Origin of the sequence: Kribbella rubisoli (assembly GCF_004217145.1) — a bacterium.
Taxonomy (GTDB): Bacteria; Actinomycetota; Actinomycetes; order Propionibacteriales; family Kribbellaceae; genus Kribbella; species Kribbella rubisoli.
In genome coordinates this window covers 17,857-42,321 of sequence record NZ_SHKR01000003.1, presented here as the reverse complement: position 1 = coordinate 42,321, position 24,465 = coordinate 17,857, and the positions used below count along the sequence as shown (strand labels likewise).

The 24,465-nt window shown below is 67.8% G+C and carries 23 protein-coding genes; 13 read left to right on the top strand and 10 right to left on the bottom strand.

Features of this window, described 5'->3' with window-relative positions; genetic code table 11:
• The first annotated feature begins 46 nt into the window (after positions 1-46).
• Complete coding sequence (locus tag EV645_RS01810) at positions 47-1,060, top strand: helix-turn-helix transcriptional regulator (protein ID WP_130439054.1); 1,014 nt, start codon at positions 47-49, stop codon at positions 1,058-1,060.
• A 58-nt stretch (positions 1,061-1,118) separates the two neighbouring features.
• Here EV645_RS01810 and EV645_RS01805 read toward each other — a convergent pair whose 3' ends face one another.
• Entirely contained in the window at positions 1,119-1,772 is a 654-nt protein-coding gene (locus tag EV645_RS01805) for a response regulator transcription factor (protein WP_130439052.1), read from the bottom strand.
• Positions 1,769-3,754 carry a sensor histidine kinase gene (locus EV645_RS01800; RefSeq protein WP_130439050.1) on the bottom strand — a complete coding sequence of 662 codons (1,986 nt, stop codon included), beginning with the start codon at positions 3,752-3,754 and terminating at the stop codon, positions 1,769-1,771. The genes EV645_RS01805 and EV645_RS01800 overlap by 4 nt, the downstream gene beginning before the upstream one ends.
• Before the next feature lie 157 nt (positions 3,755-3,911).
• On the opposite strand from EV645_RS01800, the gene EV645_RS01795 reads away from it, so the two are divergent.
• From EV645_RS01795 to EV645_RS01785, 3 genes are all read left to right on the top strand, one after another.
• A complete protein-coding gene (locus EV645_RS01795) occupies positions 3,912-4,256 on the top strand; it encodes a hypothetical protein (RefSeq protein WP_130439048.1) in 345 nt (114 codons plus the stop codon).
• On the top strand, positions 4,253-4,939 hold the full coding sequence (locus tag EV645_RS01790) for a hypothetical protein (RefSeq protein WP_130439046.1): 687 nt from the start codon (positions 4,253-4,255) through the stop codon (positions 4,937-4,939). The genes EV645_RS01795 and EV645_RS01790 overlap by 4 nt, the downstream gene beginning before the upstream one ends.
• A gap of 65 nt (positions 4,940-5,004) precedes the next feature.
• The gene (locus tag EV645_RS01785) at positions 5,005-5,841 is read left to right on the top strand and encodes a methyltransferase domain-containing protein (RefSeq protein WP_157996990.1); all 837 of its coding nucleotides are present in this window, start codon (positions 5,005-5,007) and stop codon (positions 5,839-5,841) included.
• Here EV645_RS01785 and EV645_RS01780 read toward each other — a convergent pair.
• Positions 5,822-6,655: an alpha/beta hydrolase family protein gene (locus tag EV645_RS01780; RefSeq protein WP_130439042.1), complete on the bottom strand. Its 834-nt coding sequence runs from the start codon at positions 6,653-6,655 to the stop codon at positions 5,822-5,824. The genes EV645_RS01785 and EV645_RS01780 overlap by 20 nt on opposite strands.
• Positions 6,656-6,849: 194 nt before the next feature.
• Positions 6,850-7,767 carry a DMT family transporter gene (locus tag EV645_RS01775; protein WP_130439040.1) on the bottom strand — a complete coding sequence of 306 codons (918 nt, stop codon included), beginning with the start codon at positions 7,765-7,767 and terminating at the stop codon, positions 6,850-6,852.
• A 78-nt stretch (positions 7,768-7,845) separates the two neighbouring features.
• On the opposite strand from EV645_RS01775, the gene EV645_RS01770 reads away from it, so the two are divergent.
• From EV645_RS01770 to EV645_RS01750, 5 genes are all read left to right on the top strand, one after another.
• The gene (locus tag EV645_RS01770; RefSeq protein WP_130439038.1) at positions 7,846-8,760 is read left to right on the top strand and encodes a LysR family transcriptional regulator; all 915 of its coding nucleotides are present in this window, start codon (positions 7,846-7,848) and stop codon (positions 8,758-8,760) included.
• Positions 8,761-8,879: 119 nt separating this feature from the next.
• Positions 8,880-10,922, top strand: a complete 2,043-nt coding sequence (locus EV645_RS01765; protein ID WP_130439036.1) for an alpha-amylase family protein — start codon at positions 8,880-8,882, stop codon at positions 10,920-10,922.
• Complete coding sequence (locus EV645_RS01760) at positions 10,919-11,767, top strand: 2-hydroxy-3-oxopropionate reductase (RefSeq protein ID WP_130439034.1); 849 nt, start codon at positions 10,919-10,921, stop codon at positions 11,765-11,767. Before EV645_RS01765 ends, EV645_RS01760 begins: the two co-directional genes overlap by 4 nt.
• 19 nt (positions 11,768-11,786) lie before the next feature.
• A complete protein-coding gene (locus EV645_RS01755; RefSeq protein ID WP_130439032.1) occupies positions 11,787-12,701 on the top strand; it encodes a D-2-hydroxyacid dehydrogenase in 915 nt (304 codons plus the stop codon).
• Positions 12,702-12,709: 8 nt separating this feature from the next.
• Positions 12,710-13,381: a GntR family transcriptional regulator gene (locus EV645_RS01750; RefSeq protein ID WP_130439030.1), complete on the top strand. Its 672-nt coding sequence runs from the start codon at positions 12,710-12,712 to the stop codon at positions 13,379-13,381.
• Here the strand turns inward: EV645_RS01750 and EV645_RS01745 are convergent.
• A complete protein-coding gene (locus tag EV645_RS01745) occupies positions 13,366-13,917 on the bottom strand; it encodes a dihydrofolate reductase family protein (RefSeq protein ID WP_130439028.1) in 552 nt (183 codons plus the stop codon). The two genes, EV645_RS01750 and EV645_RS01745, sit on opposite strands and share 16 nt — an antisense overlap.
• Positions 13,918-14,183: 266 nt before the next feature.
• Between EV645_RS01745 and EV645_RS01740 the strand changes: the two genes are divergently transcribed.
• Complete coding sequence (locus tag EV645_RS01740; RefSeq protein WP_130439026.1) at positions 14,184-15,548, top strand: FAD-binding oxidoreductase; 1,365 nt, start codon at positions 14,184-14,186, stop codon at positions 15,546-15,548.
• Positions 15,549-15,624: 76 nt separating this feature from the next.
• Here the strand turns inward: EV645_RS01740 and EV645_RS01735 are convergent, their stop codons facing one another.
• The 4 genes from EV645_RS01735 to EV645_RS01720 all read right to left on the bottom strand — a co-directional run bounded on the left by EV645_RS01735 (position 15,625) and on the right by EV645_RS01720 (position 18,041).
• On the bottom strand, positions 15,625-16,164 hold the full coding sequence (locus EV645_RS01735) for a hypothetical protein (RefSeq protein ID WP_130439024.1): 540 nt from the start codon (positions 16,162-16,164) through the stop codon (positions 15,625-15,627).
• Positions 16,161-16,733, bottom strand: coding sequence for a hypothetical protein (locus EV645_RS01730; protein ID WP_130439022.1), 573 nt, complete (start codon positions 16,731-16,733; stop codon positions 16,161-16,163). The genes EV645_RS01735 and EV645_RS01730 overlap by 4 nt, the downstream gene beginning before the upstream one ends.
• 192 nt (positions 16,734-16,925) lie before the next feature.
• Complete coding sequence (locus EV645_RS01725) at positions 16,926-17,465, bottom strand: dihydrofolate reductase family protein (RefSeq protein ID WP_130439020.1); 540 nt, start codon at positions 17,463-17,465, stop codon at positions 16,926-16,928.
• A gap of 12 nt (positions 17,466-17,477) precedes the next feature.
• The gene (locus EV645_RS01720) at positions 17,478-18,041 is read right to left on the bottom strand and encodes an NADPH-dependent FMN reductase (protein ID WP_198681418.1); all 564 of its coding nucleotides are present in this window, start codon (positions 18,039-18,041) and stop codon (positions 17,478-17,480) included.
• Positions 18,042-18,156: 115 nt separating this feature from the next.
• Here EV645_RS01720 and EV645_RS01715 point away from each other — a divergent pair, with 115 nt between their 5' ends.
• Positions 18,157-21,180, top strand: coding sequence for an AfsR/SARP family transcriptional regulator (locus tag EV645_RS01715; RefSeq protein WP_130439018.1), 3,024 nt, complete (start codon positions 18,157-18,159; stop codon positions 21,178-21,180).
• Positions 21,181-21,255: 75 nt separating this feature from the next.
• Complete coding sequence (locus EV645_RS01710) at positions 21,256-22,803, top strand: LLM class flavin-dependent oxidoreductase (RefSeq protein ID WP_130439016.1); 1,548 nt, start codon at positions 21,256-21,258, stop codon at positions 22,801-22,803.
• Here EV645_RS01710 and EV645_RS01705 read toward each other — a convergent pair whose 3' ends face one another.
• A complete protein-coding gene (locus EV645_RS01705; protein WP_130439014.1) occupies positions 22,804-23,430 on the bottom strand; it encodes a DUF6308 family protein in 627 nt (208 codons plus the stop codon).
• Between the two features lie 228 nt (positions 23,431-23,658).
• Here EV645_RS01705 and EV645_RS01700 point away from each other — a divergent pair, with 228 nt between their 5' ends.
• Positions 23,659-24,276 (top strand): DUF4291 domain-containing protein, encoded by a 618-nt coding sequence (locus EV645_RS01700; protein WP_130439012.1) that lies wholly within the window; start codon positions 23,659-23,661, stop codon positions 24,274-24,276.
• Positions 24,277-24,465: the final 189 nt, after the last annotated feature.

Genomic DNA, 24,465 nt, shown 5'->3' with positions numbered 1-24,465 from the left:
CGTAGAATCCGTATAGGAACATTAGATTCCTAATTGGGAGATTGATTTGCTCGAGACTTCGCAGCGCCTCCTGAGCCTGCTCGCTCTGCTGCAGACGCGGCCGGCCTGGACCGGCACTGAGCTGGCCGAACGGCTCGAGGTGACGACGCGGACGATCCGCAACGACATCGACCGGCTCCGCGAGCTCGGGTACCCAGTCGACGCGACCCGCGGCCCGTCCGGTCACTACCAGCTCGGCGTCGGCGCGAAGCTTCCGCCGTTGCTGCTCGACGACGAGGAGGCAGTCGCCGTCGCGGTCGGCCTGCGCACCGGCGCCGGGGTGATGGGGATGGCGGAGAGCAGTACGCGTGCGCTGACCAAGCTCGAACAGGTCCTCCCGCATCGTCTCCAGCGCCAGGTCAACGCGATCCACCGCGCGATGGAGAAGGGTCCCGACAACACCGGTTCGAACGTGGCGGATCCCGAGATCGATCCCGCCGTACTGGCGACGATCGCGGCCTGCATTCGCGACGAGCACTACCTGCGGTTCGAGTACGCCGTAGCTGCGGGAAGCCCGACCCGCGGGGCCGGATCCGGCGTCGTGCAGGACCTGCCGATCCTCGTCGAGCCCTACCGTCTGGTGAGCTGGCAGCGCTACTGGTACCTCGTGGCGCGGGACGAGCAATCAGCGTGGCGGACCTACCGCGTCGACTGGATGTCGTTGCGGATGGCAACAGGTCGCCGCTACCGGGCCCGTCCGATGCCGGGTGACGACTACACCGACTTCGTACTGCGCGACGTCGCGACCACCGGCTGGAAGGTCCACGCCCGCATCACCGTCGACGCCCCCGCCGAGGAAGTCCTCTCGCGCATCCACGCCGCCGTAGGCGTCGTCGAATCCGTCGACGACCACACCTGCGTCCTCGTCACCGGCGCCGACTCCCTCGAAATCGTCGCCGTCTACATCGGCATGCTGGGCCTCGACTTCCACGTCGACGGCCCACCCGACCTCCTGACCCACCTCCAAACCATCGGCAACCGCTACCTCAACGCGATTGGTTCTGCTAACGACGGGAGGTAGTCGGCATATTCACGGCTTCGTCGGCCGGGCCACGCGCGAATGAGGGCCGCATCGGCGACTACCTCCTGTCGTTAGCTTCGCCGAGGCCGGCGTTGCGGGCTTGGATGATGGCGGTGGAGCGGTCGGCTATGCCTAGTTTGGTGAAGATGGTGGAGACGTTGTTGGCTACGGTTTTGGAGGCCAGGGACAGGCGGTCGGCGATGGCGGGGTTGGAGAGGCCGGCGGCGATCAGGTCGAGGATCTGGCGTTCTCGGGTGGTGAGTTCGGGGAACGGGTCGTCGGCGGGTGGTGGGGCGGAGAAGAAGGTGAGGACGCGGCGGGCGACGCCGGGGCCGAAGATGGCTTCGCCGGCGGCTACGGCGCGGATGGCTCGGGCGATTTCTTCTTGCTCGGCGCCTTTGACCAGGTAGCCGCGGGCGCCGGCGCGCATGGCGGCGAAGACCGAGTCGTCGTCCTCGAACATGGTGAGGACGAGTACGGCGGTGTCCGGCGCTGATCGGGCTAGTTCGCGTGTGGCGGCGAAGCCGTCGAGGTCGGGCATCTGGAGGTCGAGTACGGCGACGTCGGGGCGGCTGGTGATGACCTCGCGGACCGCCTCGCGGCCGGTGGATGCGACGCCGACGACCTCGATACCGGGGAGCGAGGTCAGGAGCGCTGCGAGGCCGGCCCGGACCACCGGATGGTCGTCTGCCAGCACGACACGGATGGTCATCGCGGCTCCAGCGGGGCGAGGGGGAAGCTGGCGCGGACGAGACCGCCGGTTGGGGTTGGGCCGGCGTTGAAGGTGCCGCCGAGTTCGGCGGCGCGTTCGCGCATTGCTTGCAGGCCGACGCCGGGGTGCCAGGCGCCGTTCGGTGGGCCGTCGTCGGTCACCTCGATCTCGAGGTCGCTGCCACAGCGGAGCGCGAGTACTGCGGACGTTGCACGCGAGTGCCGGACGACGTTCGTGAGTGCCTCGGTCGCGATGCGGTACGCCGCGACCTCGAGCGCAGCCGGCAACGTCGGCAACCCGTTGGCCGAGACCGCGACGTGAATCGTGGCGCCGTCGGCCCGGAACGACATCTGATCAGCCCGCTGCCGCAACGCCCCGACCAGACCGAGCTCGTCCAACGCGGGCGGCCGCAGATCGTCCACAAGCCGACGGATATCGCCGATCGCAGTCCGCGTATCCGCGCGCAGCCGCGTCAGAAGGTCGATAGCCCGCGAGGCGTCGGGAGGTTGGGGGGTTATTAGGTTGGCTACTGCGTCGGCGGAGAAGGCTATGCCGGTGAGGGTGGGGCCCAGGCCGTCGTGGAGGTCGCGGCGGAGGCGGCGGCGTTCTTCTTCGCGGGCTGAGATGAGTTTCTCGCGGGAGGACTGCAGTTCGGCGGACAACCGGGTCGCGTGCACGGCTACAGCGAGCGGTACGGCGACCAGCGCGAGCACACTGCGGTCGGCGGAGGACAGCCCGGACTCGCCCGATCGCACTCCGATGTCCAGCCATCCGACAACCTCCCCGCCGTACGAAAGCTCCAGCGGTACGACGGCCCCCGGCGTGCCGTCGACCGCGATCACCTCGCCGTCGACCGTCAACGCGGCGTACGGGAGACGGAGCGCGGAGCGGATCGCAGCGACAACGCCGGGGAGCCCCGCGGACAACTGCTCGCCGACCCGCGAGGCGACGCGCGCCGGGTCGTGCCGGTCGCCGTACAGCGCTCGATCGACGAGCTGCTGCAAACGGGGAAGAACCGGCGCAATGATCAACGCGACAAAGACCGTGACTGCCGCGGACCGACCGACCTGCGACGCGATCAGCGAGTCGAGCAGCGCCACCAGTACCGCGTAGACGCCAATAGCAACCAACGACAACAGACCCCACGTCAGCGCACGCGAGATAACCAGCCGGATGTCGAGCAGCTGATAGCGAACGATTGCCACCGCCACCGAGATCGGGATCAGCGGAATCGCCAGCAATACAAGGATCGGCGTACCGGCAACGAAGGCCCACGGTGTCACGAACAGGATCGCGATCACCGATGCCAGCAGCAACCACAAGAGTTGCCGTCGGCCCATTTCGTCAGCACGCCGATAGCGGATCGTCAGGCAGACGATCGCCAACAGGATCGCGACCAGGTTGCGGAGCTCGGCCGCCGTCCAGAGCGGTTGCAACGAGTCGTACGACGGGATCGCGAGGTAGCCGCGCGGTAGACCGGGCGAGACGGGATCACCGCTGCCGACCATCTCCACCACGAACAGCGGGGAGGTCGCGACCACACCGATCGCAGCCCAGCGCCAGCGGGGCGACAGCAGCCGGCCGGTCGGGAAGAGCAGGAGCGCCAACGGCAGGAAGAGCCCGATCGACCACGGCCACGCGGCCATCGAGATCGTGACGAACACGCGTTGCGCGCCGACCGAGGCGCCGCTGTCTGCGAGGTACTGCGCGAACGCAGCGGCGAGCGGCGTCGTCGCATGGCCGATCCCGTCCGCGAGGAAGAGCCAGCCGATCGGGTTGGACGGCCGGTACCACGCGATGACGGCGCCGCAGAGACCGAACGTCAGCGCCATCAAACCGTTGGTCACCATGAACGAGTCGACCATCTCGTGCCAGCCCCAGCCGATCGCGAGGAGATAGCCGACGGCGACCGCGACCTCGGCGACCACGAAGCCGGCGAGCAGGCCGACAAGACCCCGTCGGCTCGCTGCGTTGGTCGTCATACCCGAAGTGTGCGCCAAAAGGTTCCCGGCGTCTCGGGATCGGGATCCCGGTCGGGGCGGGGAACCGCCTGAGCACGAGGGAGCGCACGCCCAGGCCCGACCCCCGTCCGGCGAGCGACGGTTGGGCAATCGGAAACACTGACGAGGGGGTAATGAGATGAATAAGTTCGGGTTGGTTCTGCTCGGACTGCTCGGCGTGGCGGATCTGGCCACGCCGTTGACGACGGACGGGGATCACCCGCCGATGAGCATCGCCATCGGTTCCGCCGTGATCGGGCTGCTTAGCCTGGTGCTGGTGGGACTCGCCTGGCGCGGGAAGCGGTGGGCGCTCGCTCCGCTGATCACCCTGCGGATCGCGTCCGCGCTGCTGGCGGTGCCGGCCTTCTTCGCCTCCGACGTACCCGCCGCCGCGGTTGTCGCGGCCGGTGTCGGAGTCGGAGCGACGATCGTCGGCGTAGTTGCGGTGCTGCTGCCGCGGCGTGAGCTGGCAGGTGCGCGATGACGCAAACAATGACGCCTACGACGCATGCGGACATCCGCCCGCTGTGGCGATGGACGGCCGCCCTGATCCTTCCGATCGGCCCGGCAGCGCTGGCGTTGCTGCGGTACTTCCTGCCCTACAACACAACTGACGACGTTCCGACAATCGTCAATAAGATTGTCGACAATCTCGATCGCAGTTCGTTCGTGCTGTGGCTCGGCTACATCGCGTTCCTGACGCTGGTGCCCGGCGTGTACTTCGTCGGCCGGCTGACGCGGCGCAGTACGCCTTGGCTGACCGCGGTCGCGGTCGTCCTGATGGTCGCGGGGTACCTGTCCCTGCCGTGGACCGCGTCGAGCGATGTGTTCACCTGGTCCGCGGGTACGGCGGGACTCGACCCGGCGTCGATCGCGAAGGCCGCCGACATCACGCACGGCTCGATGAACATGGCCGGCTTCGTCTTCGTGATCGGTCACGTCCTCGGCACGATCCTGCTCGGCATCGCTATGTGGCGCTCCCACGTCGGTCCGCGCTGGGCCGCGATCGCGGTGCTGGTCTCGCAGCCGATCCATTTCGTGGCCGCGGTCATCGTCAGCAGTCACACGCTCGACCTGATCGGCTGGGGTCTGGAGGCCGTCGGATTCGCCGCGGTGGGGTGGGCGATTCTCCGGATGCGCGACGACGTGTGGCAGCCCCTTCCATAATGAGGATGGCCATGAGACCGGCCCCGGCCGGCACTACGCTCGGCGTACTGAAGGGGGAGATCAGCATGACCGATACCGAAGTGCCGGGCGGGGCGGGGTTCGTCACCGAGCGCGGCAGTTTCCGGGCCGCGCACGTGGCCGATCAGAACATCGACCGGCAGGCGTTCATCCTGGACCAGATGGCGGCCCGGCCCGCCGTACGCACCTTGAAATCGTGGGCACTCGACCAGCTCGCGCCGACCGCGGGGGAGACGGCGGTCGACATCGGCTCGGGCACCGGCGAGGACGTGGTCGCGCTCCACGAGCTGGGCGCCAGAGCCATCGGTGTCGAGCCGAGTCCCGGTCTGCGGGCCGAGGCGGTACGGCGGGCAGCCGGTGCGGACGTCGAGTACGTCGAGGGTCACGCCGAAGCGCTGCCTTTCGAGGACCAGTCGATCGATGCACTGCGCTCGGAGCGAGTCCTGCAGCACGTCGACGATCCCGCCGCGGTCGTGAAAGAGATGGCACGAGTACTGCGGCCTGGCGGCCGGATCGTGCTCATCGACACCGACTGGGGTACGGCGATCATCCACCCGGCGGATCCCGACGTACTGCAGCGGATGGTCGGCTACTTCCTCCGCGAATCCGCGAACCCGTACTCCGGCCGTCAACTGCGCGGTCTCCTCGCTGACGCAGGCCTCGAGATCACCGGCGAAACGGCGGCGACCTGGCTCGAGCCGCAAGAGGGCGCACGGCAAGGATTCGTCGGCATGATGCACCTGACCTCGTTGCAGGCCGGCGTGATCACACCGGAAGAGGCCGAAGCGTTCGCGCAGACTCTCGGCGAGGCAGCCGATCGCGGCGCGTTTCACATGTCGTTGACGATGTACGCCGTCAGCGCGATCAAACCCCGTGCTGGTTGAAGAAGGTGACCGTTCTCGCCATCGAGGTCGGCCAGGCCGGGCCGAACGCGTGCTCCTCGCCGGGATAGGTGTAGAGCGTCGCGTTCTTCCCGGCTGCCTTCAGCGCGGCGAGGCTCTCGCGCGACCAGGCGATCGGACAGGTCGAGTCGGACTCGCCATGATGGATCAGCACGGGCTCGGTCACGCGGTCGAAGAAGTTCACCGCGGACAGGTTCCGCCAGAAGGCCGGTTTGCTTGACGGTTCGCCGTACCGGCGCAGGAGCTGGGTGGCGAGCGGGCGATCCGGTCGGGTCCAGCGGTTGAAGTTGTCGACGGCATCCGAGCTGACGGGCGCGAACACGACGGCGGCTTTCACCAACCCTGGTTGGGCGACGAGCGTGTTGTACGTGACGCCGCCGCCCATCGATCGGCCGAGCATCCCGATCCGCGCGGGATCGACGTACTGCGAGGTCTTGAGCGCGAGGACGGCGTTGATGGCGTCCTCGGTGTAGCCGAGGCGCAGGGTGAGCTCCGCGTTCGGGTCCTTCGAGGACTGTGCGTGGTTGCGGTAGTCGGTGTGCAGGACGACGTACCCGCGGCGTGCGAGGTAGTCCTGCTCGCGCATCAGCCCGCGGCCGTTCGTGTAGACGGCGGGATCGATGTAGCCGTGGTTGAGGACGAGCGCCGGATGCGGGCCCGGTGTGGAAGGGACGTTCATGATTCCGGAGATTGTCAAAAATCCGCTGCGATAGCTGACGTGGTAGCGGGTGTACGCCGGATTGCGTGCGAGCACGCGCTCCAGCTTCAAAGCCCCGCCGTTGTACTTCTTCGTCATCAACGCCTGCAACGAAACAGGGTTGGCCGGAGCGGGCTGAGAAGTGGGGGTAGGCGGCGCAGTTGAGACGGATGACGTGGTGGGCGTCGGGGAGGTCGCGGTCGCAGGCGGCGCAGGGGGTACCGCGTCATCGGTGGTGCAACCGATCGCGGCCGTCGTCACGAACGCGACGACTCCCGCCCACGCCATCCGGCTCATACCGTCAAGTCTGCCGTCGCCTCCGGCGAAGTCCGCGAAAGTTCCGGCAACGATTGCTGACTCGGGTGCGGGCGCCACTGCACGATGAGTACGGCGGAAAGCACCAGCGCGCCGCCGATCCATTGGGTAGCGCTGAGCTGTTCCCCGAACACCACAGCCGCCGCGCCCACCGTCACCACCGGCTCGAAGATCGACAGGATCGACGCGACCGACGGACCGACCCGCGCCATCCCCGCGAAGAAGAACAGAATCGCGGCGACCGTACTGATCAACGCCACCGCCGCCAGCCACAGCCATCCGATGGGCGCGAAGCCGAGATCGACGCCCCGGAACAGCCCGAGAACAAGAAAGGTGCCGAAGGCCCCTGTGCACACCAGCGCAGTCAACGCCAGCGGCGGTACGTCGGCCGTCAGCGAATCGCCGACGAGGATGTACCCGGTGTAAACGATTGGTGCCCCCAACGCCAACAGCACACCCAGCACGTCGAACTGCCCGGAAAGCGCCCCGCTCAGCACCAACCCGATCCCGACCAGCGCGGTCGCCAACGCCCAGACGCGCCGGCGCGACGCCCGCTCCTGGCGCAGTGCGATCGCCGCGACCATCACCAGGATCGGATACAGGTACAGGATCAACGCGACCAGCGACGCATCCAGTCGCGCGAGCGCGGAGAAGTACAGACCGGACTGCGCCGCGTAGCCGAACACACCCATGCCCAACCCTGTCAGCACCGCCCGTCGCGGCAGGTTGCGCAGTGAACCGCGGGCGAGCGCAACGATCAGCAGCAGCCCGCCGGCGAGGCCGAAGCGGACCAGCAACAGCGCGTCGACCGACACACCCGCGTCGTACGCGAGCTTGCCGAACACGGCCATGACCCCGAAGGTGGCGGCGGAAAGAAGGCAGAAGAGGCGTCCCACGACATCGATGGTCGGACCAGTAGACCGTTCACGTCCATCACGGCTTCACGGACAGCATTGTGAAGCTAAGCTGAATGAATGATGGATCTGCACCGGCTGCGTCTCCTGCGCGAGGTCCACGGTCGCGGCACCGTCCACGGCGCGGCCCGAGCACTGGGGTACTCGCCCAGCGCCATCTCCCAACAGTTGGCCGTCCTGGAGCGTGAGGCCGGTACGCCGTTACTCGAACGGGTCGGCCGCAACGTCAGGCTCACCGCCGCGGGCCAGGTCCTGGTCCGCCACGCGGCCACGCTGCTCGACGGCGTCGAGGCGGCGGAGGCCGAGTTGGCCGCAGTCGCCGCGGGTCGGGTCGCCGGTGTCGTCCGGATCGGGTCATTCCAGTCCGCCTTCATCCGCGTCGTCGCACCGGCGATCCGCAGCCTCGCCGCCGCACACCCGGACATCCGCGTCGAAGCCGCCGAGCTCGAGGTCGAGCAGGCCGCGCCCGCGCTCCGGCTGCAGCAGTTGGACGTCATGGTCGGCGACGAGTACGACGGCCAGCCGCGCGCCGTACACACCGATCTCTTGCGCGAACATCTGCTCCGCGAACACATCCGCGTCGTACTCCCGGAAGACCATCCGTCGGCCGCGGCGGATCGGGTCCCGATCGCGGAGCTCGCTGACCTGCCGTGGGCGGCTTGTCAGCCAGGGACCGGTCATCGCGAGATGCACGTCCGCGTGTGCCGCGAGCTCGGCGGGTTCGAGCCCGACCTTCGCTACAGCTCCGACGACTTCCTGATCCTTCTCGAACTCGTCCGTACGACGGGCGCCGGCGCGCTGCTGCCGGATCTGGTGATCGGCCAGGGCGCACCGGGCGTCGCCGTACGACTGCCGGCCGAAGGAGCTGTCGGGCGAACGGTCTTCCTATTGACCCGACGTACCAGAACGCCTGCTGTGGCAGCGGTTGCGGATGCCCTGACCGAGGCGGCCAGTCGAGCCACGCCAGACTGGTGAGCGTGTCCGTCGTCGGCTTGTACTCGCCGACCGCGACGCCCTAATAGCCGGTCGCTCCATGTCTCGGAGGCTAACACGGCTCTTGCCAGTCGTGCATTCTTGTCTAACAATTCCATCCTATGGATAACTGGCCTCGGATTGCGACCCGCTGGGCTCAGATCACGCTGGCCGAGGACGATCCGGCCCACTTCGACGCGGACTTCTGGCTGCGCCTGATGCGCGACAGCAAGTCGAACGCGACCTGCATCAGCGCCGGCGGGTACATCGCCTACTACCCGACGCAGCTCGAATACCACTACCGCAGCAAGTACCTCGCCGACACCGACCCGTTCGGCACGCTCGTCGACGGCGCCCGCAGCCTCGGCATGACCGTGATGGCCCGCGTCGACCCGCACGCGATCCACGCCGACGCGGCCGAAGCGCACCCCGAATGGCTGGCCCGCGACCGAGCCGGCAACCCGATCGAGCACTGGGCGTACCCGGGCGTCTGGCTGACCTGCGCGTTCACGCCGTACCACCGAGAATTCCTCACCGAGGTGATCCGCGAGATCGTCCGCGAGTACGACGTGGACGCGGTCTTCGCGAACCGGTGGGAGGGGTACCTCGGGATCTCGTTCAGCGAGGGCGCGCGCAAGTCGTTCCGCGACGAGTGCGGTCTCGAGTTGCCGCTCGAGGAGCACGGGGACAACTGGCCGGAGTACGTCGCGTGGCGGCACCGGCGATTGGGTGAGCTGGTCGGGATCTGGGATCAGGCGGTCCGCGATCTCCGGCCGCACGCCCGGTTCGTGCCCAATCTGGGCGCACTCGCGGCCCGCGACCTGGCCCGCGATCTGGTCGAACCAGTCTCACCGCTGTTCATCGTCGACAAACAAGGCCGGCACGGGATCGAGGCGCCGTGGGTCGCCGGGCGGGCCGGCAAGCGCAACCGTGGGGTGTACCCGGACCGGCCCGTGCAGCTGATCACCTCGGTCGGGCCGGAGCACAAGTACCGCTGGAAGGACTCGGTCGCGCCGGCCGAGGAGACGAAGACCTGGATCGTCGACGGGTTCGCACAGGGCGCCCTGCCGTGGTTCACGAAGTTCAACGCGACCATCCAGGATGAGCGCTGGGTCCAGCCGGTTGTCGAGGCGTTCAACCTGCACGCGACCGTCGAACCGGTCCTGCGTGACCTCCGGATCACCGCCGAGGTCGCGTTGCTCGACGCGAGCCGGATCGGGCAGGTGAGGGCCGGAGACAACGACCATGAGGACGGCTTCTACCAGGCAATGGTCGAGGCGCGGATCCCGTTCGAGTTCCTCGCCGACCAGGTCATGACGCTGGAACGACTGCGGGAGTTCAAGGTCGTCGTACTCGCGAATGCTGAGCAGTTGAGCGACGAGCAGTGCGCGATCTTGCGTTCGTACGTCGAGGGCGGCGGGTCGCTCGTGGCGGCGTACCAGAGCTCGTTGTACGACGAGCGCGGGGCGGCTCGCTCCGACTTCGGGCTCGGCGACGTACTCGCTGTGCGGCTGACCGACAAGAGCCGGCCGGTGCAGAACAACTACATCGCGCTGATGGATGCGCATCCGCTGAACTCGGGGTTCGAGGGGGCGAAGCGAATCATTGGCGGCACCCACATCATCGGCATCGAGTCGGACGCGGTGGCGCCGTTCCGGTTCATCCCGGACTTTCCGGATCTGCCGATGGAGGAGGTCTATCAGCGGGAGGCACCGGACAAGCCCGCGGTGGTTTGCACGGAGAACGCTGCCGGCGGCCGGACGGTGTACTTCCCGTTCAATCTCGGTGCGCTGTTCTGGGAGGCGCTGCAGTCCGACCACGGACGGCTGATCGCGAACGCCGTCTCGTGGGCGCTCGGGAAGACGCCGGACGTGAGTGTCGAAGGCGCGGGGCTGGTAGATGTTGCCGTCTACAAGGGTGATGCCGGTGCGGCCGTTGCCCTGGTCAACCTGACGAACCCGATGGCGATGCGCGGACCGATCCGGGAGACCTTGCCGTTGCCGCCGCAGACCGTATCGATCGCCGTACCCACGGATCGGGTGAAGGTGCGGCTGCTGGTGGCCGGGACGGACGTAGAGCCGAACGTGGTCGAAGGTCGGGTCGAGGTTGTGATTCCGACTGCGGGGCTGCTCGAAGTCGTGCACGTGGATTGGAGTGAGGTATGAGGATCGGGTTCATCGGCCTCGGCGTCATGGGTCGTCCGATGGTCGACAATTTGATTGCCGCGGGCCACGAGCTCTCGGTGTACCGCGGACGGACCGAGGTCGACGCGTACGTGGCCGGTTCGGCGAAGGAGGTGGCCGAGCGGTCCGAGGTCGTGATCCTGATGGTGCCGGACACGCCTGATGTCGAGTCGGTCCTGTTCGCACCGGCCGGTGTCGCCGAGGGGCTGCAGGCGGGTTCGCTGGTGATCGACATGAGCTCGATCTCGCCGACCGCGACGATCGGGTTCGCGCAGCTGATCGAGAAGCTCGGCTGCGAGTACCTCGACGCGCCGGTGTCGGGCGGCGAGCTCGGCGCGCGGGACGGGACGCTGACGATCATGGTCGGCGGGCGACCCGAGGTGTTCGAGCGCGCGCGGCCGATCTTCGACGTACTCGGGAAGAACATCACGTTGATCGGCGGCCCTGGCGCGGGGCAGACCGCGAAGGTCGCGAACCAGATCATCGTTGGGCTGACCATCGAAGCGGTGGCCGAGGGGTTGTTGTTCGCCGAGCGGGCGGGCGCGGACCCGGCCGTCGTCCGCGAGGCGCTGATGGGCGGATTCGCGAGTTCGCGGATCCTCGAGGTGCACGGCGAGCGGATGGTGAAGGAAACCTTCGAGCCTGGGTTCCGGATCCGCCTGCACCGCAAGGATCTCGGTCTGGCGATCCAGGCCGCGGCCGAGCTCGATCTCGCCCTGCCGAATACTGCGATGACGCAACAGTTGATGAACGCCGCGGTCGCCGACGGTGACGGCGAGCTGGACCACTCCGCGCTGTACCGCACGTTGCGCTGGGACCATCCATGATTACGACGGGACTCACCTCATGATCGTTGTTGTTGGCAAAGAACTACCGGCGTACGTCGAGGCCGCCGCGGGCACCCAGGTGCGGTTCGTCGACTCGCTCGACGATGCGGCGGACGTCTTCGGCGAGATGGAGGCGGTGGTCGGGCACGTGTCGCCGGATGTGCTGGCGAAGGCGCCGAAGCTGCGCTGGGCACACAGCCCGTCGGCCGGTGTGGACTCCGATCTGACTCCGGAGATGCGGGCGTCGTCGGTTGTCCTCACGTCGAGCGCAGGGAACGGCGGGATCCCGCTGGCCGAGCACTCGATGTTGCTGATGCTCATGCTTAGCCGCGACGTACCGCGGTGGATGCGCGCGCAGGCCGAGCACCGCTGGGACCACTACCGGCACGCCGAACTCGCGGGCCGGACGGTCGGCATCTACGGCCTCGGCAACTCGGGCATCGACCTTGCCCAGAAGGCGAAGGCGTTCCACATGCGGACGCTCGGCGTACGACGGCGCCCGGACCAGCCGTCGCCGTCCGTCGACGAGCTGTGCGATCTGGACCAACTGCTGGCGGAGTCCGACTTCGTGGTCGTGACGGTGCCGCGGACGCCGACGACCGCCGGGGTGTTCGACCGGGACGCGTTCGCGCGGATGAAGTCGTCGGCGTACTTCATCTGCATCTCGCGCGGCGGGATCGCCGACGACGAGGCGCTGTTGGAGGCCTTGCAAACGGGGCAGATCGCGGGCGCGGGTCTGGATGCGCACGGCGTGGAGCCGTTGCCGCCGGAGAGCCCGTTCTGGTCGCTGCCGAACGTCATCGTCACGCCGCACAACGGCGCCACCAGCGACGGTAACCTTCGTCGCTCGCGTGAGATCGTTGCCGAGAACATCCGCCGGTTCGTCGCGGGCGAGCCGTTGCACAATGTAGTCGACAAGATCCACGGTTACTAAGGGGTGTCGTGAGTACCGACGCGCATCTGGAGCTCGGGCCGTCCTCGCTGACGGACGCACTCTACGAGTCGATCCGCAAGCGCATCGTGAACGGCGAGATCCCGCAGGGGGAGAAGCTCACGGAGGTCCGGCTGGCCACGGAGTACAACGTGGCCCGGCCGACCGCCAAAGCGGCGCTCGAGCGGCTCACGGGGCTCGGGCTGCTGCGGCGTACGGCGCACAAGACCGCGGTCGTGCCGGTGCTCGACGAGGCCGAGATCCGGGACCTGTTCTTCAGCCGGATCACGATCGAGAAGGCCGCGGTGTCCGCGCTCGCCGCGACCGGCGAGGTGCCGGCCGACGCGGCGCGGGCCCAGGTCGCGATCGAGTACGCCGCCCGCGACCGCGTGTTCGAGAACCAGGTCGAAGCGGACATCACGTTCCACACCGCCCTCGTCGCCGGGGTCGGGAGCCGGCGCTTGTCCCGCATGCACGAGCTGATCATCGGCGAGGTCCACCTGTCGATGGGCCAGTACAAGGCCCACCGGAAGGTCGACCCGTCGACGGTCGCCGCCGAGCACGCCGCCGTACTGGAAGCCATCGCGTCCGGCGACCCGGCCGCCGCCGCCCACCACCTGACCCACCACCTCGAACAAGCCGAAGCCCGCCTCCTCAGCACGCTGCCTCAGACCAGGTCGTGACGCAGCAGGACCGTCCGGTTGTCGAACGAGCGGGTCTCCGCCAGGCGGAGGTTGCGGCGGTCGGTCGGCTGGTAGACGGGCTTGCCGCCGCCGAGGATCACCGGGTGCACGATCACGTGGTACTCGTCGAGCAGCCCTAGCTCGGTCAGCGCTGCGGCCACGCTCGCGCTGCCGGTGAGCAGGATGTCCCTACCCGGCTCCTCCTTGATCGCCCTGATCTCCTCAGGTGACCGGACGATCCGGGTGCCCCAGTCGGCGCTCTCCAGCGTCGTCGAGAGGACAACCTTCGGAGTACTGCGCCAGACCGGTGCGAACTGGATCGCGTGCTCGTCGGGGTCCATCGACTCGGCATTCGGCCAGTACGACGACATCATGGTCCAGACCGTTCGCCCGTACAGGAAGAGGTCGGCGCGCTCGGTCAGGCCCATCGAGTAGTCGCCGAGCTCCGGACCGAGCTGCGCCCAGTCGAACTCGCCGTTCGGGCCTTCGATGAAGCCGTCGAGTGACTGGTGCACGTAGTACATGATCTTCCGCATGATGTCCTCCGGATGATGGTTTACCTCCTGGTCGGAGCCGACCGGCCCGCCTTGACAATGGGATTGACGAAAGTCGTCCGGCTTGGGAAGGTCGTGGGTGAACGGGCGCGGTCTGGGGGAGGGCCGGCTGCCCGTCGGGGGTTCAGACGCTCTCTGGGGAGAGGTATTCGCGCTGCTCTCGACGGCGACGACCGGTCTGCGCGGTGTGCGTGTGTGTGGTGGACGCGCGCGCCGATCTGCGACAGGCGAGAGTTCGGGGAGCGGACATGAGTGCGATAGACGACCTTCGGGAAGGCACCAGAGGACAGGTCTTCACCGAAGGTGACGAGGGGTACGACGCGGCGCGCCGCGTCAACAACTGGATGCACGACAAGCGGCCGCAGGCGGTCGTCCGGTGCGAGAACGCCGGCGACGTGATGGCGGCCATCGACTACGGCCGGGCTCAAGGGCTCGAGATCGCGGTACGCGGCGGCGGACACAGTGTGCCGGGCTTCGGCACGGTCGACGACGGTGTCGTGATCGACCTGAGCGGGATGCGCAACGTACGCGTCGATCCGGTGAACCGGACTGCGAGGGCCGGCGGCGGCGCGACGTGGGGCGATTTCAACGCGGCGACGCACGCGTTCGGGCTGGCCACGACCGGCGGCATCATCTCGACCACCGGCGTCGGCGGACTGACGCTGGGCGGCGGGATCGGGTACCTGGCCCGCGGGCTCGGGTTGTCCTGCGACAACCTGATCTCGGCCGATGTGGTGACCGCGGACGGGAAGTTCCTGATCGCGAGCGAGAAGGAGAACGACGACCTGTTCTGGGCGCTGCGTGGTGGTGGCGGCAACTTCGGCGTCGTGACCGCGCTGGAGTTCCGGTTGGCGCCGGTGTCGATGATCTACGGCGGCCCGATGTTCTTCGAGCTGTCCGACGCAGCTGCCGTACTCACTGGATTCCGGGAGCTGATCAAGGACGCGCCCGAGCAGCTGGGCGGGTTCCCGGCGTTCCAGATCGCGCCGCCGCTGCCGTTCATCCCGGAGAACCGGCACGGCGAGCCGTTCGCCGCGATCGTCGGTTGCTGGGCCGGCGACCTCGACGAGGGTGAGGCGCAGATCTCGAAGTTCCGCGAGTTCGCGCCGGTGATGGCCGAGCACGTCGGACCGATGCCGTACCCGGCTCTGAACGGTATGTTCGACGCACTGGTCCCGCCGGGGCTGCAGCACTACTGGAAGGCGAACTTCGTCACCGAGCTGACCGACGAGGCTATCCAGGCGCATCTGCGGCACGCGCCCGGTCTTCCGTCGGTGAACTCGACCGTGCACATCTATCCGATCAACGGCGCCTGCCACCGGGTCACGCCGGACGCCACCGCGTTCGCCTACCGCGACGCGAACTTCGCCACGGTGATCGCCGGCATGTGGCCGGACCCGGCACAGAACGACGCCGGGATCGAATGGGTGCGTTCCTACTACGACGACGTGGCGCCGCACTCCGAGGCCGGCGGGTACATCAACTTCATGGCCGAGGACGACCAGGGCCGGATCCGGGAGAACTACCGGCAGAACTACGACCGGCTGGTCGAGGTCAAACGCAAGTACGACCCGGCCAACGTGTTCCACCTCAACCAGAACATCGCGCCCTAGGCAACTAACGGGGGTGCGGCCGGTACCCCGTACCGGTCGCACCCCCGGGCCTTGTCACAGGGTTGTCAGAGGCGTGTCAGAGGGTCAGGAGGCGCTGGAAGAACGCGCGGTAGCGCTGGAGCGCCGAGCGCAGGTCTTCGGTCGACGGCTCGCCGCCGGACCACTGCTGCTCGAGACCCTGGTGCTGGCGCTCGAAGCTGTCCGACAGGTTCTTCAGCACGTCGTCGACCAACGTGTCGGCTTCGGTGACGGCCTTGCGCGGGTCGTCCACGAACCCTTGCTGGATGACCTCCCAGCGAGCCCGGTAGTCCACGACGGCTTCCTCGGCCACCAACGGCTCGTCGGCTGCCGGCGTGGCCGTCATACCGCTGTCCGTCCGCTCCGCAACCCGGTCATCGGCCATGCGGTCATCGGCGACCCGGTCGTCAGCCACCCGGTCATCGGCCACCCGGTCATCGGCGATGCGGTCATCAGCCACGCGGTCATCGGCCAATCCGTCGTTTGCCATGCGGTCGTCGGCCATGCGGTCCTCGGGCATCCGGCGGTCGTCCAGGGCGGGGTCGTTGGCCGCCGAATCGAGGTCGGTGTCGTAGCGGCGGTCGTCTGACATGGTCATGCTTGCTCCTCGGCGGTCGTCGGGCGGGTGTGGCGATCTGTGCTGTCGTGCAGCAATGCTTCGACCAGTTGGCCGTAGGCGGTGACCGCCTGGCGCAGGTCTTCGGTGCCGGCCTCGCCGCGCGAGTCGGCGACGGCGACCCGGTGTGCGTCGCGGTAGTGCGCCGCGACCTCCGGGTGCTCGACCGAGATGTCGTTGACCCGCTGGTCGAACTCGTCGACCGGGTAGCCGGACTCGCGCATCATCCGCAGTACCAGCCGATCAGCATCGGCGACCGCACCGGCAGGGCGATCCACGAAGCTCTGCCGTACCTCGGCCCACTCCGCCTCGTAGGCGGCCGCGGATCCTGGGCTCAACGGCATGATGTCGAGCTGCGACACGCGCCGCTCCCGGCTGCGCAGTTCACGCTCCGCGCCACGCCGGTCACCCGACTGCTCGAGGGTGCGTTCGTACTCCGGGCCGAACCGCTGTTGCAGTTCACCCGAACGTCTGCGCTGATACATGAACAACAGCGCCGCCGCCGCCAGTACGACGACGACGATGATCACGATGGTCAGGACGGTACCCATCAGAACTCCAGTGCGATTGGCTGAACGGGCCCGCGACCGCGCAGGACGCAGCGATCGCAGAGACCCCCGGGCAGACGGTCCCCAGCGCCGCCTCACATTCCCCCGTGCACCGTCCGGTACCCACGTCATACGCACACAAGCGTCCGGCCCGCACACCTTTGCCGAGGTGTGCGGGCCGGAAGGAACGCCGGCTCAGGCCTTGGGGCCGAGCTTGTGGACGACGATGCCGGACTTGAACGTCGTCGTACCGAGCAGTTCGAGGTGGGTGAGGTCGACGTTGTCACCGCGGAACATGTTCACGCCGTCGGCCACCACCGGGAAGATCCAGAAGTGGTACTCGTCGACGAGCCTGTTCTCCAGCAGAGTCTTCGAGAACGACCCGGTGCCGTACTTGATCAGGTTGCCGCCGTCCTCCTCCTTGAGCCGGCGGACGGCCTCGGCCGCGTCGCCCTCGAGCGGCTGCGCGTTCCACTTCCACTCGGTCAGCGTGCGGGTGGCGACGTACTTCGGCATCGCGTTGAAGTGGTCCGTGAACGGGTCGCCGCCGCGCTGCATCCACGCGTCCGCGAAGCCTTCGTACGTGACGCGGCCGAGCACCTGTGCGTCGACGCCTTCCATCAGGCCTTGCGAGTACGCCGCGTGCTCGTCGTCCCAGTACGGCGGGCTCCAGCGCTGCGGCTCGTCGATGACGCCGTTGAGCGTGACGAACGTGGTTTCGATCAGCTTCCTCATGGGTCTTACCTTTCAGTGTTTGTACGGACGCTTCGTACGGGCGTCCCGGAGTGTTTCGGCCCACCAGACGAGCTGGTCGAGCATGAGTTTGGCTTGTGCCTCGTAGCCGGCGGAAGGCTTGGGCCAGCCGCCGTCGGCGGTGAACTGCTCCCAGTAGCAGGGCAGTGCGACGGTGTTGCGAATGGCGACGGCTTGGAGCTCGGAGAAGACCTGGCGCAGCTGAGCAGTGGCGTAGCAGCCGCCGCTCTCCCGGCCGTAGCTGACGATCGCGACCGGCTTGGCGTGCCATTCCTCGTAGTACCAGTCCAGTGCGGTCTTCAGCGACGCCGGGAAGCTGCAGTTGATCTCCGGGGTGACGACGGCGAACGCATCCGCCGCAGCCAGCCTCGGAGCCAGTACGGCGACCTGTGCCGGCGTCTCGTCGTCGGTGTCCGGCAGGGTTGCCGGGAGGTCCGCGGTTGCGAGGTCGAGGAGATCGACCTCGAACTGCTTGGCTGCGTGCTGTGCCAGCCAGTGCGCCACGGTCGGTCCGAACCGGCCACGCCGGGTGCTGCCGATGATCACTGCCAGTCGCATCTGCCTGCCTCCTCCCCGTCTGCTGCCCTCTGCTTCCGTCTGACACAGACTCTGCCGGAAGGGGTTTACGGCTTCTTTCCGGTTCTGGGTGCCGGGGCCGGAATAGGGTGCCCTCATGCGTTTCGGGGTGCTGGGACCGGTGACGGCGTGGACAGACGCGGGGGAACCCGTGGTCGTCCAGGGCCTGAAGGTACGTGCGCTCCTGGCCGACCTGCTGGTCCACGAGGGGCGTCCGGTGCCGGCGGACCGGCTCATCGACGACCTGTGGGGCTCGAACGTGCCCGGCAACCCCGCAGGGACGCTGTCCGCCAAGGTTTCCCAGCTACGTCGAGCTTTTGAGGACGCTGAGCCAGGCAGTCGCTCGCTGGTGCAGTCCGGCCCGGCCGGCTATTCGCTGTCCGTCTCAAGCGCCAACTGCGACTCGCTGCGGTTCGGTGAGCTGGTGGACGCAGGTTCGCTCGATGAGGCACTGGCGTTGTGGCGCGGTCCGGCGTACGCCGACTTTGCGGACAACGCCTTCGTCGAGACCGCTGTGGCTCGGCTGACGGATGTCCGCCTGACTGTGCTCGAACGGGCAGACTTGCCGGTGGTCGATCTCGCAGCGCTCGTCAAGGAGCACCCACTGCGCGAGGGCTTGCGCGCCGCGCATATGAAGGCGCTGTATCGCGCAGGCCGTCAGAGTGAGGCCCTGGACAGCTATGCACAGCTACGCGACCTGCTGCTCGATGAGCTCGGGCTGGACCCCAGCCCTGAGCTGGTCGCTCTGCAGCAGTCGATCCTCACGCAGGACCTGCCACACGCCCGCAACAACCTGCCGGCCGCGCTGAGCGAGCTGATCGGTCGTGACGATGCTCTGGCTGAGGTTGACGCCAGTCTGGCGAGTTCGCGGTTGGTAACCCTGACGGGGCCTGGGGGAGTGGGCAAGACTCGCCTAGCTCTCGCTGCGGCCGCTGCGACGGCAGACCGGTTCGCTGACGGCGTCGTACTGGTCGAGCTGGCTGCCATCACACCTGATGCGTTGTCGGTCGCCAACTCGCTCACTGATGCGGTGCAGACCGCCTTGGACCTCCGCGACACCGGTGGCTCGTCCGCAGTCGACCGACTGGCCGCAGTGATGGGTTCGCGGCTGCTGGTCCTGGACAACTGCGAGCAGGTGATCGAAGACGTTGCTGCGTTGACGGACCGGCTGCTTGCCGCTGCTCCGGGACTGCGTGTGCTGGCAACGAGCCGTGAGCCGCTCGGACTGGCTGGTGAGGTCGTGTGGAGCGTTCCACCGCTGGAGGTGCCGCTGCCTTCGCTCCGCCCCGAGGAGGCAACTGCATGCAGTGCGGTGCAGCTGTTTGCGACGCGTGCTGCTGCAGCCTCACGCGGCTTCGCCCTGACCGACGAGACCGTGTCTGACGTTGCGGTGCTCTGCCGGCGACTGGACGGCATCCCGTTGGCGTTGGAGCTCGCCGCAACGCGGGTGCGCGCGCTGGGCGTACGTGGACTCGTTGCCCGGCTGGACGACCGGTTCCGGTTGCTGGCCACGGGGCATCGGGGCGCTGCACCGCGACAGCAGACTCTGCACGCGATGATCGACTGGAGCTGGGAGCTGCTCGCACCAGACGAGCAGTCCGTCCTGCGACGCCTCGCAGTACATGCAGATGGCTGTACTGCGGAAGCCGCGGCGGCTGTGTGCGGTGAGGACGACGTACTGGATGTGCTGGTGCGGTTGGTCGACCGGTCGCTCGTCGTACCGGTCGAGGGGACGCGCTTCCGGCTGCTCGAGTCGGTCGCGGCGTACTGCGTCGACAAGCTGCGAGCGGCTGGCGAGCTGGAGTCCGCGCATCAGCGGCACTTGTCGTACTACGTGTCGCTGGCTGAGGTTGCACGGCCTGGACTGTTCGGTGGCGAGCAGAGCCGGTGGCTGCAGCTGCTGGACGATGACTCCGCGAACTTCCGGACCGCACTGGATCGAGCTGTGGCCACTGGGCAGCTGGACTTAGCTGAACGGCTTGTTGACGCGTTGGCCTGGTACTGGTTCCTGCGTGGGCGTCATCTCGAGGCCATGCGGTCTCTGGAGGCCGTACCGGGCTCCGTGCGGGCTGGAGCGTGGCGGGCCGGGTACATGTACCTGCTTGGTCATCCTGACGCTCCAGTCGAGCGGGACCGATGGGTGGACGCTGCAGACGCGATGGGGCTGTGGTGGATCGCCAATGCAGCCAGCGACGCCGGAGACCTGCCGACGTGCGAAGCGATGCTGGACCGGGCGCTGAAGAGGTTCGAGGCCGACGAGGACCAGTGGGGCGTCGCGGCCGTGCTGGCTGCGCGCGCGAAGCATGCGCATGTGCGAGCGGATCTGCCGGCCCTCTACGACAGCGCGTGCGAGAGCATCAGGATCTTCCGTTCGCTGGGGGACCGGTGGGGCGTGCTGCAGGCGACTGGTTGGTTCGGCGCGTACGCGGAACTCGTCGGCGACTTCGACGAGGCGCAGCGGCTCCATCTGGAGGGCGTGCAGGCCGCAGAGGAGCTCGGACTCTGGCCGGAGGTCGCCAGCGCGTTGGGCATGCTCGGCTGGACGTCGATCCGGCAGGCCTATTACGAGTCGGCGCGCACGTACGGCGAGCGTGCACTGCGGCTGGCCACTGAACAAGGACAGCGCTCGACGCAGGCCCTGGCGGAGCTCGTGCTCGGCTTCGCGGCACGTCGTACCGGAGCTTTGGACGAGGCGTCGGAGCGGTTGCAGGCCTTGATCGACGCCGCGCGGTTGCAGAAAGAGTCGGTTCTCTATCTGTCGATCGTGTTGGAGGAGCTGGGGTTCGTCAGAGAGCTCCAGGGCCGGCCGCAGGACGCGCTGGCACTGCACACGGAGGCCTTCCAGGTCTCCGTGGACTTCGACTCGCTGCGCGGCATGTGCTGGGCGCTGGAGGGGCTGGCTGCCTGTCATCCGGACAAGACCCTGGCAGCTGTCCTGCTGGGGTCTGCGGCGGCCACGCGGGCGTCGGAGAACTACCTGATGGCTGCTACCGAGACCGAGGATCTCGACCGGGCCGTCGCCGCTGCCGCTGTCCTGGGCGAGGCGGCGTACGGGGCGGCGTATGCGCGTGGGGCCGCGTTGAGCCCGGCCGAAGCCTTCGAGCTGCTCGTCCGTCAGTAGATGTTCTGTAGTTGAGATTATTGGTCTGCCGAAGTAGTTTTGCTCCCGAGCCAACTTCGACAGTGAAGGTGAACCATGGACTACGGCCACGAGCTGGTCTTCGGCACGTTCCTGACCCCCGCGGTCGACAACCCGGACCGCGTGATCGCGCTGGCCCAGCTGACCGAGCAGGTCGGCCTCGACCTGGTGAGCTTCCAGGACCACCCGTACCAGCCGCGCCTGATGGACGCGTGGACCCTGCTATCGGTCGTGGCGGCCCAGACGCAGCGCATCAAAGTGACCACCAACGTCGCCAACCTCCCGCTGCGCCACCCGGTCGTTCTCGCGCGCAGCGTCGCGACGCTCGACCTGATCACCGGTGGGCGAGTGGAGCTCGGGCTGGGTGCCGGTGGGTTCCTGGACGCGGTCGCGGCGAACGGTGGACCGCAGCTGACGACCGGGCAGAGCATCACCGCGCTGGAGGAGGCCATCGCGATCATGCGTGAGGTCTGGACTCCTACCGGTGGCGGTATCCGACTGGCCGGGAAGCACTACACGGTGGCCGGCGCGAAGCGCGGTCCGGAGCCGGCGCATGACGTGTCGATCTGGCTGGGTGCGTACAAGCCGCGGATGCTGGCTCTGACCGGCCGGCTCGCGGACGGGTGGCTGCCGAGCAGCGGGTACGCCGGTCCGGATCAGCTGGCGGCTATGAACAAGCTGATCGACGAGGCGGCGCTGGAGGCTGGGCGGGATCCTGCTGAGGTACGGCGGCTGTACAACATCTCCGGTCGGTTCAACGGGAGCGGCGGGTTCCTGCAGGGACCGGAGGAGCTGTGGATCGACCAGCTGGCGGAGCTGACGGTGGGAGAGGGGATGAGCACCTACATCCTCGCGTCCGACGACCCTGACGACATCCGGCGGTTCGCTGAGGTGGCAGCAGGTGTTCGCGAGGCCGTCGATGCGGCTCGTCGGCTGCCGGCCGAGGCCGTTGGCGCCGCCGGGTCCGCGAGCGCTACGCCTGTTCCCGCATCTCCTGTCAGCGCAGGCGGATTCAGCGTCGTCCCAACACCGCCACCGGCTGTGAAGCGCAGCGCCGTACAGCTGCTGGACGAGTCAGTTCGGCCGACCGGTCCGGTGCAGGACCCGTCGCGGACCTACACGCCGTACCAGCTGCAGTCCGGGCAGCACCTGATCGACGTACACGACCATCTGCGGGCTGAGCTCGAGCAGGTACGCGATCTGGTCGAGCAGGTCGCCGCGGGCACGCTGGGCGTCGGCGCGGCGCGTTCGGCGATCAACACGATGACGATGCGACAGAACAACTGGACCCTCGGCACGTACTGCGAGTCCTACTGCCGTCTCGTCACAACGCACCACTCGATCGAGGACGCCTCACTCTTCCCGCACCTGCGTCGGGCCGACCCGGACCTGGTGCCGGTCGTCGACCGGTTGCAGGAGGAGCACAAGATCATCCACGACGTACTCGAAGGTGTCGACAAGGCACTCGTCGCACTGGTTGACGGATCAGGCAGCATTGACGGATTGCGTGCCGCCATGGACCTGCTCGACGACACGCTCCTGTCGCACCTGTCCTACGAGGAGCGCGAACTGGTCGAGCCGATCGCGCGACTCGGGGTGCTCTAGCTACTTCGCCTCACCCAGCAGCGAGGCGAGAATGTCGAGCAGGCGGAGCGTCGGCACCTCGCCGAGCAGCCGGGCCGCGCTCGTGGCCGGCTCCGCGATCAGGCGGACCTGGAGCAGCTTGAAGTCGCGGACGTTGGCCGGGTTGACCAGGTCGTCGCGTACGGCGGACAGGAACTCCGACCCGGCCGACGCCGTCCCGTACGTCATCCGGATGAAGCTGTCGGTCACGGGGAACAGGTACGGCCGCTTGAGGTGCAGCAGCTTGGACTTCTTGGCGTGCCCGAACCCGCGGTGGCCGGTGAACTTGTCGTCCAGCGCCATCGCCGCCTCGAACAGGTCACTGCCCCGCTCGGCGTCCTCCAGCCGCGCGTCCACCGGGATCGCGGCGAACTCCTTCTCGGCCTCGACCTCGAGCAGCCACGGGATGTCGAGCGCGCGCAGATCGCTGCCGATCACCATCGTCCGGCCGAGATCCTCGAAGGTGACCTGGTTCGGGTCGGAGCCACCGACGGTGGTCATCCCCGGCAGCCCGTCGTAATAGTGCAGCACGGCGCCGTTCGTCTCGGCGTACAGCCGCAACTGCGCGATCGCCTCGTCGACGACGATCTTCCGGGTACCGATGTTCATGAGCCACACCCTCACACTTTTGGTGGCAGACCCGCCAGCGGGCGGACCATCATTCGAACGTTCCTCACACACTGTTTCCGCAGATCGTAGCGACTCCACGGCCCCCCGCACGCCACTCCCACTTCCCGTTATCCACAACCCGTAACCATTCGGCCCAACAGTCTCGAATCTCTATAGACTCTCAGTAACAGACCGCCCACTGAGCGGAGGCATGCGACGATCGGCGGCATGGCGGCGGTGTTTCGACAGGTTCGGGCGATGTACGACGACGAGACGGTTGCGGTGTACCAGGCCTACCCGCCGGAGATCGCCGATCCGGCCTTGGCGGCGGGGACGTTCGTCGAGCCGTTCGGGATGGGACGGATGACCTGGATCAAGCCGTCGTTCTTGTGGATGGCGTACCGGTCGGGGTGGGGGACGAAGCCTGGGCAGACCCGGGTGTTGCGGGTTCGCTTGACTCGAGCGGGGTTCGAGTGGGCGTTGGCGCACGGGGCGCTGTCGCACTACGAGGCCGGGTTCCACGAGTCCGAGGACGCGTGGCGAAAGGCGATGGAGTCGGCGCCGGTCCGCATCCAGTGGGACCCGGAGCAGACGATCAAGCTGATCCCGACCCCCGAGATCCGGTCGATCCAGGTGGGCCTGTCAGGCGACGCCGTACGCCGGTACGTCGGCGAGTGGATCACCGGGCTGGAGGACGTCACCGCTGAGATGCAACGGATACGTGACCTGGCGCAGGTGTCTCCGGAGGTCGCGGAAGCAGAGCTGCCGACTGAGCGGCCCTATCCCGTCGACGACGAGCTCGCCGCGCAGATCGCCGCAACCCAGGGCGCACATCCAGCCGGGTAATTCTGTTGAGCCCTGGCGTGCAGGTGCTCATCATGAGGGCATGACTACGAGCTTCGGACTGTTGCTGAGTGGACCTGCGGCCTTGGTGGCTCGGGTTCAGCAGCAGGGTGGTCGGGGATTGGGGTCGACGCTCGGTCAGTTGTGATCGGGGTGGTGGTCGCGGGGCTGCTGGCTGGGTATGGGGTTGCT